Source organism: Klebsiella huaxiensis (genome assembly GCF_003261575.2).
Lineage (GTDB): Bacteria > Pseudomonadota > Gammaproteobacteria > Enterobacterales > Enterobacteriaceae > Klebsiella > Klebsiella huaxiensis.
Genome location: NZ_CP036175.1, coordinates 1,201,956 through 1,214,944 on the forward strand (window position 1 = coordinate 1,201,956; position 12,989 = coordinate 1,214,944).

Here is a 12,989-nt window from a genome sequence, read left to right on the forward strand (position 1 = left end):
TTTAATTGAGACAAATCTCTACGATGGCGCAATTCTACTCTGCAAAACGGCGTGTGACGACGCGCCAGATCATAACCGTTACAGTCAATGACCTTGACCCTTTTGGTCAAGGCGTTGCGCGTCATCAGGGTAAAGCGCTGTTTGTCAGCGGCTTATTGCCGCAAGAGCAGGCGGAAGTTGTCCTGGTCGAAGATAAAAAACAGTATGCCCGCGCGCAGGTTAAACGCCGTCTTAGCGACAGCCCGCAACGAGAAACACCGCGCTGCCCGCATTTTGGCGTCTGCGGAGGATGCCAGCAACAGCACGCCAGCATCGACCTGCAGCAGCAGAGTAAACGCGCTGCACTTGCCAGGCTAATGAAACGCGATGTCGATGACATTATAGCCGCTTCACCTTGGGGCTACCGTCGGCGGGCGCGGTTGAGCTTGAATTATCAGCCAAAGACCCAACAATTACAGGTAGGCTTCCGGAAGGCTAATTCAAACGAAATTGTTGACGTGGTGCAGTGCCCTGTTTTGGTGCCCACTCTTGGTGCGTTATTGCCTGCGGTGCGGGAGTGTCTTTCCGAATTGAAATCGGTTCGTCAGCTTGGTCATGTCGAGTTGGTGCTGGCGGATAACGGTCCGTTGATGGTATTGCGCCACACTGCCACCCTTTCTGCGGCAGATAAAGAAAAACTGGAACGCTTTTCGCAATCTCACGGTCTTTCCCTGTATCTGGCACCGCAAAGCGAGATACTGGAGCATATTAGCGGGGAATCTCCCTGGTACACATCTGACGGTCTACGCTTAGTGTTCAGCCCGCGCGATTTTATCCAGGTGAACGATGGCGTAAACCAGCTTATGGTGCGCACGGCGCTGGAGTGGTTGGATCTTCAGCCAGAGGACCGGGTGCTGGATCTGTTCTGCGGGATGGGGAATTTTACCCTACCGTTGGCAAAGCGTGCTGCGCAGGTCGTCGGCGTAGAAGGGGTTCCCGCTCTGGTGGAAAAGGGGCGCGAGAACGCAACGTTCAACGGATTGCACAATGTAACGTTCTTTCATGAGAATCTGGAAGAAGACGTCACTCGGCAGGCCTGGGCGAAGCACGGTTTTGATAAAATTTTGCTCGACCCGGCGCGAGCCGGTGCGGCGGGCGTAATGTTACATATTATAAAGTTAGCCCCGCGCCGAGTGGTGTATGTTTCTTGTAACCCCGCGACGCTGGCGCGCGATAGTGACGTTTTATTACAGGCGGGATATACCATTCAACGCCTGGCGATGCTGGATATGTTCCCCCATACCGGGCATCTGGAATCAATGGTGTTGTTTGAGCACAAGCATACACAAAATCATTCGAATCGCATCGAGGCGGCAACGGAGTGAATCCCCAGGAGCTTACTCAAGTCAGTGACTGAGGTGAGCGAAGGAAGCCAACATTGGTGCGGTTTGAAGAATGAAGTGTAAAGTTAAGGCTTGCCGACTTCGGCAGGCCGGTCCCTTAAGGAGAGGACAATGGTTGCGGTAAGAAGTGCACATCTAAATAAAGCTGGTGAATTTGACCCGAAGAAATGGATCGCGAGTCTGGGAATTTCCAGCCAGCAGTCGTGTGAACGCTTAGCCGAAACCTGGGATTACTGTCGAGAGAAAACGCAGGGACACCCGCAGGCCGATCTGCTGCTGTGGCGCGGCGTGGAGATGGTGGAGATTCTCTCCATGCTCAGCATGGATATCGACACGCTGCGGGCGGCGTTGCTTTTCCCGCTGGCGGACGGCAACGTCGTCAGCGAAGAAGTCATGCAGGAGAGCGTAGGTAAATCCGTCGTTACCCTCATTCACGGCGTGCGGGATATGGCCGCCATACGCCAGCTTAAAGCCACCCATACCGACTCGGTCTCTTCTGAACAGGTGGACAACATTCGCCGCATGCTGCTGGCGATGGTCGATGATTTCCGCTGCGTGGTTATCAAACTTGCCGAGCGGATTGCCCATCTGCGCGAAGTGAAAGATGCGCCGGAAGATGAGCGCGTGCTGGCGGCGAAAGAGTGTACCAATATCTACGCGCCGCTGGCTAACCGCCTGGGGATCGGTCAGCTCAAGTGGGAGCTGGAAGATTACTGCTTCCGCTATCTGCATCCGGCGGAATACAAACGCATTGCTAAGTTGCTGCATGAACGGCGTATCGATCGTGAACATTACATCGACGAGTTTGTGGGCCATTTACGCTCGGAAATGAAAACCGAGGGCGTCAAAGCCGAAGTGTACGGGCGACCAAAGCATATCTATAGCATCTGGCGCAAAATGCAGAAAAAGCACCTCGCATTTGACGAGCTGTTTGATGTGCGTGCGGTGCGCATTGTCGCCGAGCGTCTGCAGGATTGTTATGCCGCGCTGGGCATTGTACATACTCACTACCGTCATCTGCCGGATGAGTTTGACGACTATGTTGCCAATCCGAAGCCCAATGGCTATCAGTCGATTCACACCGTGGTGCTGGGACCCGGCGGCAAAACGATAGAAATTCAAATTCGTACTAAACAGATGCATGAAGATGCTGAGCTGGGCGTGGCTGCGCACTGGAAGTACAAAGAGGGCGCCAGCGCAGGGGCCAGCGGCGCACGCGGTTACGAAGATCGCATTGCCTGGCTGCGTAAGCTGATCGCCTGGCAAGAAGAGATGGCGGATTCCGGCGAAATGCTGGATGAGGTTCGCAGCCAGGTCTTTGATGACCGGGTTTACGTCTTTACGCCGAAGGGCGACGTTGTGGATTTACCTGCCGGCTCAACGCCGCTTGATTTTGCCTACCATATTCACAGCGATGTCGGACATCGCTGCATCGGAGCAAAAATCAGCGGGCGCATAGTACCTTTTACCTACCAGCTGCAAATGGGCGACCAGATTGAAATCATCACCCAGAAACAGCCGAACCCGAGCCGCGACTGGCTGAACCCGAACCTTGGCTACGTCACGACCAGCCGTGGGCGTTCCAAGATTCATGCCTGGTTCCGCAAGCAGGATCGCGATAAAAATATTCTTGCCGGGCGGCAGATCCTCGATGACGAGCTCGAGCATCTGGGTATCAGCCTGAAGGATGCGGAAAAACATCTGTTGCCGCGCTACAACTTTAACGAGCAGGACGAGCTGCTGGCTGCGATTGGCGGCGGTGATATTCGTCTCAACCAAATGGTAAACTTCCTGCAAGCGCAGTTCAATAAACCGAGCGCCGAGGAGCAGGATGCCGCTGCGCTGAAACAGCTGCAGCAGAAAACCTATACGCCGCAGAATAACCGCAGCAAAGATAACGGCCGGGTGGTGGTTGAGGGCGTTGGTAACCTGATGCACCATATTGCGCGTTGCTGTCAGCCGATTCCTGGTGATGAGATTGTCGGTTTTATTACTCAGGGACGTGGGATCTCGGTGCATCGCGCGGATTGCGATCAGCTTGCGGAATTACAATCGCATGCCCCGGAGCGCATTGTGGACGCGGTGTGGGGAGAAAGCTACTCGGCGGGCTACTCGCTGGTCGTGCGTGTCCAGGCTAACGATCGTAGCGGCCTACTGCGCGATATCACCACCATTCTTGCCAACGAGAAGGTCAACGTGCTGGGCGTTGCCAGCCGCAGTGATACCAAACAGCAGCTTGCCACAATCGATATGACCATTGAGATCTACAACCTGCAGGTGCTGGGCCGTGTGCTTGGCCGGCTGAATCAGGTACCGGATGTGATTGACGCCCGTCGTCTTCACGGCGGTTAAGATCGCTATTCTTTATAAGCCGGGTCAGGCGAAAGCCACCACCCGGCTTCTCTTAATCAGGAAAGACCCATGACCCAAATCGACCGGCTGCTCGGTATCATGCAGCGCTTGCGGGACCCGGAAAATGGCTGCCCATGGGACAAAGAGCAGACTTTTGCCACCATCGCCCCCTACACCCTTGAAGAGACCTATGAAGTGCTTGACGCTATTGCCCGCGAAGATTTCGACGATCTGCGTGGCGAGTTGGGCGATCTGCTATTCCAGGTCGTGTTCTATGCTCAGATGGCACAGGAAGAGGGGCGTTTTGATTTCAACGATATCTGCGCCGCCATCAGCGACAAGCTGGAGCGCCGTCACCCGCATATTTTCGGCGATGCTTCTGCGGGTAACAGCAGCGAAGTACTGGCGCGTTGGGAACAAATTAAAAGCGCGGAGAGGGCCGAAAAGTCCCAGCACTCTGCGCTGGACGATATTCCGCATAGTCTGCCCGCGCTGATGCGTGCGCATAAAATCCAGCGACGCTGCTCGGCAGTAGGTTTTGATTGGACTTCGCTTGGCCCGGTTTTGGACAAAGTGCATGAAGAGATTGATGAAGTCATGCACGAGGCGCAGCAGGCGGTGATTGATGAAGCTAAACTGGAGGAGGAAGTCGGCGACTTGCTGTTCGCAACGGTCAACTTATCCCGCCATTTAGGGGTGAAAGCCGAAGTTGCATTGCAAAAAGCGAACCTCAAGTTTGAGCGCCGTTTCCGTGAAGTTGAGCGGATTGTCGCCGCACGAGGCCTGGAAATGACCGGTGTTGACCTCGATACCATGGAAGATGTGTGGCAAGAGGTAAAACGCCAGGAAACTGATCTCTAAAGGGTTTTCGTGATCAAGCGCTATTTGTGTGATTTTTTAAATAACAAGCGCTTGATTTGCGTCAAAAACATTTCGCCAAAAGCGGCTATTTTCTCACTCCCCGCGTTTGTGTGGGCCTGATGAAAAGGAGGGATAATGAAAGTTTGTGGCGTCAGTCATGATCGGGTATACTGCTTTCCCGTCCTGGTTATTCCATCGTCTTTTAAACCTAACTTCTCAGGTTCAGCATGACAACGAACTATATTTTTGTGACCGGCGGGGTCGTATCCTCTCTGGGTAAAGGCATTGCCGCAGCTTCCCTCGCAGCCATTCTCGAAGCCCGCGGGCTTAACGTGACCATGATGAAACTGGATCCGTACATCAACGTCGATCCGGGCACCATGAGTCCAATCCAACACGGGGAAGTGTTCGTTACTGAAGACGGCGCTGAAACCGATCTGGACCTGGGTCACTACGAGCGCTTTATTCGCACCAAGATGACCCGTCGTAACAACTTCACTACTGGCCGTATCTACTCTGATGTTCTGCGCAAAGAGCGCCGTGGTGATTATCTGGGCGCAACCGTACAGGTTATTCCGCATATCACCAACGCTATCAAAGAGCGCGTACTGGCCGGCGGCGAAGGCCATGATGTGGTGCTGGTTGAAATCGGTGGCACCGTTGGCGATATCGAGTCGCTGCCGTTCCTCGAAGCGATTCGCCAGCTGGCGGTGGATATCGGTCGTGAAAACGCGCTGTTTATGCATTTGACTCTGGTGCCGTACCTGGCCGCTGCGGGTGAAGTCAAAACCAAACCCACTCAGCACTCCGTTAAAGAGCTGCTCTCCATCGGTATTCAGCCTGACATTCTGGTCTGCCGCTCCGATCGCGCTATTCCGGCGAACGAACGTGCCAAAATTGCATTGTTCTGCAATGTGCCAGAAAAAGCGGTTATTTCGATGAAAGATGTCGATTCCATTTATAAAATTCCAGGCCTGTTGAAATCCCAGGGGCTGGACGATTATATTTGTAAACGATTCAGCTTAAACTGCCCGGAAGCGAACCTGGCCGAATGGGAACAGGTTATTTACGAAGAAGCCAATCCGGCAGGTGAGGTCACCATCGGTATGGTCGGCAAGTACATTGAACTGCCGGACGCCTACAAATCGGTGATTGAAGCGCTGAAACACGGTGGTCTGAAAAACCGCGTAACCGTCAACATCAAGCTGATCGATTCGCAGGATGTTGAAACGCGCGGCGTCGAAATTCTGAAAAATTTAGACGCTATCCTGATTCCTGGTGGCTTTGGCTATCGCGGGGTTGAAGGTAAGATTGCCACTGCGCGCTATGCGCGTGAAAATAACATTCCATATCTGGGTATTTGCCTGGGTATGCAGGTTGCGCTGATTGAGTTTGCGCGCAACGTAGCGGGGATGGAAAACGCCAACTCCACGGAATTTGTGCCAGACTGTAAGTACCCGGTTGTGGCCCTCATTACCGAATGGCGTGATGAAGAAGGTAATGTCGAAGTGCGTTCTGATAAGAGCGACCTCGGCGGTACGATGCGCCTTGGCGCGCAGCAGTGCCAACTGAGCGACGATAGCCTGGTGCGCCAGCTGTACGGTGAGCCAACCATTACCGAACGCCATCGTCACCGCTATGAAGTCAACAACATGCTGTTGAAACCGATTGAAAATGCGGGCCTGCGTATTGCGGGACGTTCCGGGGATGATCAGTTGGTCGAGATCATCGAGGTGCCGAATCATCCGTGGTTTGTCGCCTGTCAGTTCCATCCGGAGTTTACTTCGACGCCGCGTGATGGTCACCCGCTGTTTGCTGGCTTTGTGAAAGCCGCCGGTGAGTACCAGAAGCGTCAGGCGAAGTAAAAGAGTTAGAACGGCAATGCACCCATCCGGGTGCATTGTTTGTCTGGAGTTTTAGTTTAACTTGTACTGAGGAAAACCTAATGTCCAAAATCGTTAAAGTCATCGGTCGTGAAATCATCGACTCCCGTGGTAACCCGACTGTTGAAGCCGAAGTACACCTGGAAGGTGGTTTCGTCGGTATGGCAGCAGCTCCGTCAGGTGCTTCTACTGGTTCCCGCGAAGCGCTGGAACTGCGCGATGGCGACAAATCCCGTTTCATGGGTAAAGGCGTACTGAAAGCTGTTGGCGCGGTTAACGGCCCGATCGCTCAGGCAATCCTTGGCAAAGACGCCAAAGATCAGGCTGGCATCGACAAAATCATGATCGACCTGGACGGTACTGAAAACAAATCTAACTTCGGTGCGAACGCTATCCTGGCCGTATCTCTGGCTAACGCCAAAGCTGCTGCTGCTTCTAAAGGTCAGCCGCTGTATGAGCACATTGCTGAACTGAACGGCACCCCAGGCAAATACTCCATGCCGGTTCCGATGATGAACATCATCAACGGTGGTGAGCACGCTGACAACAACGTCGACATCCAGGAATTTATGATTCAGCCAGTTGGCGCTAAATCCCTGAAAGAAGCCGTACGTATGGGTTCTGAAGTGTTCCATAACCTGGCTAAAGTTCTGAAAGCTAAAGGCATGAACACTGCAGTTGGTGACGAAGGCGGCTACGCGCCGAACCTGGGTTCCAACGCTGAAGCTCTGGCTGTTATCGCTGAAGCTGTTAAAGCTGCTGGCTACGAGCTGGGCACCGACATCACCCTGGCGATGGACTGTGCAGCTTCAGAATTCTACAAAGACGGTAAATACGTTCTGGCTGGCGAAGGCAACAAAGCGTTCACCTCTGAAGAATTCACTCACTTCCTGGAAGACCTGACCAAACAGTATCCGATCGTGTCTATCGAAGACGGTCTGGACGAATCTGACTGGGATGGTTTCGCATACCAGACTAAAGTACTGGGCGACAAAATCCAGCTGGTTGGTGACGATCTGTTCGTAACCAACACCAAGATCCTGAAAGAAGGTATCGAGAAAGGCATCGTTAACTCCATCCTGATCAAATTCAACCAGATCGGTTCTCTGACCGAAACTCTGGCTGCGATCAAAATGGCGAAAGACGCTGGTTACACTGCCGTTATCTCTCACCGTTCAGGCGAAACTGAAGACGCTACCATTGCTGACCTGGCTGTTGGTACCGCTGCAGGCCAGATCAAAACCGGTTCTATGAGCCGTTCTGACCGCGTTGCTAAATACAACCAGCTGATTCGTATCGAAGAAGCCCTGGGAGAAAAAGCACCGTACAACGGTCGTAAAGAGATCAAAGGTCAGGCATAAGTCTGTCTTTATCTGATATGAAAATGCCAGCCTTCGGGCTGGCATTTTTTTGCCCGTAAATCACGATTACTTAAAATCCACCGCCATTTGCTGCGGAATGGAAAGCCCACGCGTGGTCTGCACGCAGCGATCGATGTAATCGGTAAAGCGCGGCGGTTTCGGCATCCCCATACTGAGCAACTTGTCGTTGCTAAATCGCACGTTGAGCGTGGCGAACGCGCCGTACAAACGTATTGCCTTCAGCATAAGGCGCTCGTTACACGGGCCAAAAATATCCTTCAGCTCGCGACGCATTTTGACCAGTGTCTCATAGCTGACCTGGGCGTACTTATTGCCAACCGGGGCTTGTTCCAGCGCCGACGCCATAGCGCTGTCGATATCCGCAAATCTCACGCTATTTTCTTCACCTGCCGAAATGTGCACTATCTCTCCGCGAGCAAGTGGGCTGTTGAGCAGCATTAGCAGCGCATCGGCGCAGTAATCGACGGGGATAACGTCAATGCGGTCTTCCATCGAACACATAAATTTTTGCAGCATCAGACCCATGCTGAATACCCAGAAGATGCTGCTGGAAGGCTGACAGCCGTGATGAGTGTGACCAACCACAATCGAGGGGCGGGCAATAACCAACGGCAGTGTTGGGCACTCCTGCTGCATCAGGCGTTCTATGGTTGATTTAGAGTGGGTGTACTCTACCAGATGCTCGGCGCGTTCACGGAACTCTGCGTTTTCTGCCACCAGTGAATCCTGTTCAGGTGAACACGACATTGCCGTGCCTACATGCAGGAAGCGCTGAAGGCTGATGATCTGCGCCATTCTCCGGACAAACTTAAGCGTTCCTTCGACATTTACTTTCCAGATGAGCGGGTTGTTGCCAAAGGAGGCGATGGCGGCGCAGTTGATAACGTGAGTGACCTGATCCAGGCGAGGGTCGGTAAGAAATACTTCCGGATCCGCCAAATCGCCCAGCAGAATGCTCCGTGAATTCAGTGCTGCCAGCTTCTCTTCTGCAATATTGAATTTACGCAGGTTTTCCTTTACCCGTTCAAGTGCGGCTGCATCATCATTGGCGCGAACCAGCAGTAGCAGATTAAATCTATTTTCCTGATTAAGAATATTTTCTAAAACTGCCCCGCCCAGAAATCCGGTCACGCCTGTAATTAACAATGTATTCATGAGTTCAATCTCATCATGGTTGGTTTACGGATTCTAGGAGCGGGAAATTAAACGGGAGGTAAATAAAAAATCCGTCTTTGTTCAATGTCTTAAGACTATTTTAAGCTTGTGGAATTTTACGGATCTGATTGGACTTCGGATAGTGATAATAAATTCATAATTTCATGTATCCATTTGTATCATAATGATATGTAAGTCTTTTTATTTTTATGGTTTTTATTTCTATTGCTGTTTTTTTAATGTTTTGTTACATCAAAAATTAAATTAGAATAAATTTGTTGCCAACGTAAGTATTACTCGGCTAATTAATGTTCGATTTAATCATGCAGCGCATTTAACATATTTCTACGGTATTGCCTTAAATGTTTGAGTACAGTATGCCAGCGTTTCTTCTGGAAGGAACATACCGACTTTGTGGGGAGCTCTTTGGTAGTTCGGAGTGTTTTTCATAACTATTGTTGTTATCCGATGATGTGCAGAAGTTTCAGCTCTGGTACAGAAATCACACTATTTTGGTAAACTTCAAGTGAAGATAAGCCTCTGCTTTTTTATCATTTAAAATCATGTGATTGTATGCTCTTTAATAATGCATATTTGTAATGATTACGTTGGTAGAGTGTTGTCTCGTAAAAAAGAGTATTATAAACAAGGGAATATATTTAGAGTGTTCCCCGCGCCAGCGGGGATAAACTGCTCTATCCCCAGCACGTGCCGGTAGTAAAGCAGTGTTCCCCGCGCCAGCGGGGATAAACTGGGTTTGGTTTATCTGGCCGCTTGTGGAGGCGTGTGTTCCCCGCGCCAGCGGGGATAAACTGGCGGTTGCAAGGTTATCCTGGAATACAAACGTGTGTTCCCCGCGCCAGCGGGGATAAACCGCTGTTATGGCTGATATCCGTGTAATCGGCGACGTGTTCCCCGCGCCAGCGGGGATAAACCGCTAATTAACCTGACGAATATAAGTACTGGGGGGGGCCGCGCCAGCGAGGATAAACCGATACAGAGAATGTTGCTTCCTTCTCACATCCAGTGTTCCCCGCGCATAGCCAGAATGGGTGTTCCCCAATGATTCGCACCCATATCCTTGATCAGATAAATACTGGTAGCAAAATAGAGTGCAACGAAAATAAACTTACATAGTCTGGAGGGCTGGGCTAAAAAATGATTAATATGCATTTGTTTGCTCCTGAATAAGACATGACTACCAGCGCCTGGATGCGCCGCCACCGCGAAAATTATCACGCGATGAGCGGCCAGTACGAACGCTGTTACGGCCTGAAGATCTACTGTTCTTCTGTTCTGTCGCGGTGTTTGATGCTCTGACTATTTTTCTGAAGGCTCTTCCGGCGGCGGTCGGCGTCAGCATAAGAATCAAAAACACGATAAACGGCGTGGCGAAACCAAGCAGGGTGAATAGTTTCCCCCAGCCCGCCGCGTGGCCTGAAATGGGCAGCGCAAATGTAAGGACTATGGCTGTCAGACAAATCAGTCCCAGGGTTTTGAGGCCACCTTTTATGGCGATGCTCAGCAACACCACGGTCCAAATGAGCAGCGGCCAGCTCCATTGAGTTATTGCTCCGTCAACAAATATTAAGCATGGTTGATTATGATTTTATCTAATTATTTTCTGGATTTTAGCCAGTAATTATTTAAATGAAACTCTCTGTAAAGCATTTTATTGTATCCGAGGGAAAGCAACGCAGTTTTGCCTGATTATGCACGATCTGCGATAATGCGCGCTCATAACCCCAAGCAGAGATGATTATGCAGTACCCGATTAACGAGATGTTCCAGACCTTGCAAGGCGAAGGTTACTTTACCGGCGTTCCCGCCATTTTTATTCGCCTACAGGGATGCCCGGTTGGTTGCGCCTGGTGCGATACCAAACATACCTGGGATAAGCTTGCCGATCGGGAAGTGTCGCTGTTTAGCATTCTGGCGAAAACCAAAGAGAGTGATAAATGGGGCCCGGCAAGCGGCGAAGATCTGCTGGCTATCATCGGGCGTCAGGGCTGGACTGCTCGCCACGTGGTGATTACCGGTGGCGAGCCCTGTATCCATGATTTAACGCCGTTGACCTCTCTGCTGGAGCAAAACGGATTTAGCTGCCAGATAGAAACCAGCGGCACTCACGAGGTACGCTGTACGCCTCATACCTGGGTGACGGTATCGCCAAAAGTGAATATGCGCGGCGGCTATGACGTACTTTCTCAGGCCCTACAGCGGGCTGATGAAATTAAACATCCGGTTGGGCGCGTGCGCGATATTGAAGCGCTGGATGAACTACTGGAAACGCTGGCTGACGAGAAACCGCGTGTTATTGCGCTGCAGCCTATTAGTCAGAAGGATGACGCGACGCGGCTGTGTATTGAGACCTGCATCGCCCGCAACTGGCGTCTCTCTATGCAGACGCATAAATATCTGAATATTGCCTGAATATTTCACCGGGCGGGCAATCGCCGCCCGGCGTATCCGCTATGCGTTTGACCAGCTTTGAATGGCGTCAACGTCATCCAGGTTTCCGTGAATCACCTGATACGATTTTTTCAAAATCACATCAGTATGCTGTGTTAATTCCCTGAAAATTCCTTTATTTAGCGCCTCATAACGACTGGCGTTTTGTTCAACTGGTATAAACTCATCTTTTACCCGGACCATATTTTCTATGGCCGCCTCGTAGGAAGGATACAGGCCTAATCCTACCGCGGTGTTAATGGCGGCGCCGAGGCTGGCGCAGCCGTTAATGGCGTTGCGTCTGGCGGGAAGGTTGAACACATCGGCAAAGATTTGCATAAACAGGTCGCTGTTCGAACCACCGCCGGTAATGATGATATGTTTAGCGAAGTGATTCATTTCATTGCACATGTTGTCGTAGTTATTCTTCAACGTCAGCGCAACGCTCTCCAGAATCGAGCGATAAATCCACGCATAGTCCATGCTGGAGTCAAAGCCGATCATAATGCCGCGTTTGTAAGGCTCCCATGGGTTAGTCAGCCAGTCCAGCACGGTCATCAGGCCGTTACAGCCCGGAGGGACGACTGAGGCTTTTTTATTGAGCAGATCCTCCGGCGAAAGTCCCTGCGCTTTGGCATCCTGAATCAAGGATTCGCCCAGCATGTCCCGCAGCCAGCTGACCGTCCACATTCCCTTACGAATGCCGTAGCCTTCATACAGCAGCGTTTCAGGAATAGAGGACATAATTGGCCAATACGCCACGGGATCCTTCGGCAATTGCTTACCATTCATCATCAGAGCGATATAGGTACCTAATGAGATCACTGCTGTTTCATCATCCAGCAACCCTGCGCCAAGCGCTTCGACCGGCTTATCGCTGGTGGTGCAGACAACGGGCAATCCTGCCGGGAAGCCGGTGGCAAGAGCGGCCTGTTCAGTAAGATGACCTAAGATTGTCCCCGGCATCTGTACGTCAAAGAGCATGTGGCGAGGGATGTTAAATTTCTTCATTACCTCGTCATCGTCGCTCCACGACCAGGTTTTATAATCCACCGGCCATTGACCAAAGTAGTTGGCGATATTGTCTTTGAACTCGCCGGTTAAGCGGTGCGACAGATAGCCCGAAAATGAGGTGACCCAGGCCACATCAGGATTGGTATGTTCATAAGGCCGGGTGACGCGGGCATCCTGCCAGCTGATTAGCGGTTCTGCAGGCGTGCCGTCAGCTTTGAGTAACGCGCGACAGCAGCGGATGGAGCCCAGGCCGATACCGACAATATCCTCTTTATGGCCCGCAAACTGACTCATCAGATCTTTTCCGGCGAAGCATAAAGAGGTCCATAAATCATCGTCGGGATGTTCTGCGGTATCGGCATCCGGGGTATGCATTGGCTGTAGCAGGCCTTTTCCTTCACAGACCACGTTCCCTTGCAAGTCGTACATCACGACTTTGGTGCTCTGGCTCCCGCCATCGATTCCAATGATGTATTTCTTTGACATTATTATTCTCCTTTAAATTTTCA

General features: G+C 51.6%; 8 protein-coding genes and 1 CRISPR repeat array. Of the genes, 6 read left to right on the top strand and 2 right to left on the bottom strand.

The features are described 5' to 3' along the window. The first annotated feature begins 23 nt into the window (after positions 1-23). The 5 genes from rlmD to eno all read left to right on the top strand — a co-directional run bounded on the left by rlmD (position 24) and on the right by eno (position 7,839). Positions 24-1,364: a 23S rRNA (uracil(1939)-C(5))-methyltransferase RlmD gene (rlmD, locus tag DA718_RS05775; protein WP_112213883.1), complete on the top strand. Its 1,341-nt coding sequence runs from the start codon at positions 24-26 to the stop codon at positions 1,362-1,364. 129 nt (positions 1,365-1,493) lie between these two features. Further along, positions 1,494-3,734: a GTP diphosphokinase gene (gene relA, locus DA718_RS05780; protein ID WP_112213882.1), complete on the top strand. Its 2,241-nt coding sequence runs from the start codon at positions 1,494-1,496 to the stop codon at positions 3,732-3,734. A 69-nt stretch (positions 3,735-3,803) separates the two neighbouring features. Next, on the top strand, positions 3,804-4,595 hold the full coding sequence (gene mazG, locus DA718_RS05785; RefSeq protein ID WP_112213881.1) for a nucleoside triphosphate pyrophosphohydrolase: 792 nt from the start codon (positions 3,804-3,806) through the stop codon (positions 4,593-4,595). Between the two features lie 227 nt (positions 4,596-4,822). After that, positions 4,823-6,460, top strand: a complete 1,638-nt coding sequence (gene pyrG / locus DA718_RS05790) for a glutamine hydrolyzing CTP synthase (RefSeq protein ID WP_112213880.1) — start codon at positions 4,823-4,825, stop codon at positions 6,458-6,460. Between the two features lie 80 nt (positions 6,461-6,540). Continuing rightward, complete coding sequence (gene eno / locus DA718_RS05795; protein WP_112213879.1) at positions 6,541-7,839, top strand: phosphopyruvate hydratase; 1,299 nt, start codon at positions 6,541-6,543, stop codon at positions 7,837-7,839. A gap of 66 nt (positions 7,840-7,905) precedes the next feature. On the opposite strand, the gene DA718_RS05800 is transcribed toward eno, so the two are convergent. Beyond that, positions 7,906-9,015 (bottom strand): SDR family oxidoreductase, encoded by a 1,110-nt coding sequence (locus tag DA718_RS05800; protein WP_112213878.1) that lies wholly within the window; start codon positions 9,013-9,015, stop codon positions 7,906-7,908. A 664-nt stretch (positions 9,016-9,679) separates the two neighbouring features. Beyond that, a CRISPR array of direct repeats spans positions 9,680-9,953; the repeat unit is 30 nt; unit sequence GTGTTCCCCGCGCCAGCGGGGATAAACTGG. 823 nt (positions 9,954-10,776) lie between these two features. On the opposite strand from DA718_RS05800, the gene queE reads away from it, so the two are divergent. Continuing rightward, entirely contained in the window at positions 10,777-11,448 is a 672-nt protein-coding gene (queE, locus tag DA718_RS05805) for a 7-carboxy-7-deazaguanine synthase QueE (RefSeq protein WP_112213876.1), read from the top strand. A 39-nt stretch (positions 11,449-11,487) separates the two neighbouring features. On the opposite strand, the gene DA718_RS05810 is transcribed toward queE, so the two are convergent. After that, positions 11,488-12,966: an FGGY-family carbohydrate kinase gene (locus DA718_RS05810; protein ID WP_112213875.1), complete on the bottom strand. Its 1,479-nt coding sequence runs from the start codon at positions 12,964-12,966 to the stop codon at positions 11,488-11,490. Positions 12,967-12,989: the final 23 nt, after the last annotated feature.

What these genes read in the sequence shown, in the direction of transcription:
- rlmD (WP_112213883.1), top strand. Translation starts at nt 24, where the DNA reads ATGGCGCAATTCTACTCTGCAAAACGGCGTGTGACGACGCGCCAGATC.
- relA (WP_112213882.1), top strand. Translation starts at nt 1,494, where the DNA reads ATGGTTGCGGTAAGAAGTGCACATCTAAATAAAGCTGGTGAATTTGAC.
- mazG (WP_112213881.1), top strand. Translation starts at nt 3,804, where the DNA reads ATGACCCAAATCGACCGGCTGCTCGGTATCATGCAGCGCTTGCGGGAC.
- pyrG (WP_112213880.1), top strand. Translation starts at nt 4,823, where the DNA reads ATGACAACGAACTATATTTTTGTGACCGGCGGGGTCGTATCCTCTCTG.
- eno (WP_112213879.1), top strand. Translation starts at nt 6,541, where the DNA reads ATGTCCAAAATCGTTAAAGTCATCGGTCGTGAAATCATCGACTCCCGT.
- DA718_RS05800 (WP_112213878.1), bottom strand. Translation starts at nt 9,015, where the DNA reads ATGAATACATTGTTAATTACAGGCGTGACCGGATTTCTGGGCGGGGCA.
- queE (WP_112213876.1), top strand. Translation starts at nt 10,777, where the DNA reads ATGCAGTACCCGATTAACGAGATGTTCCAGACCTTGCAAGGCGAAGGT.
- DA718_RS05810 (WP_112213875.1), bottom strand. Translation starts at nt 12,966, where the DNA reads ATGTCAAAGAAATACATCATTGGAATCGATGGCGGGAGCCAGAGCACC.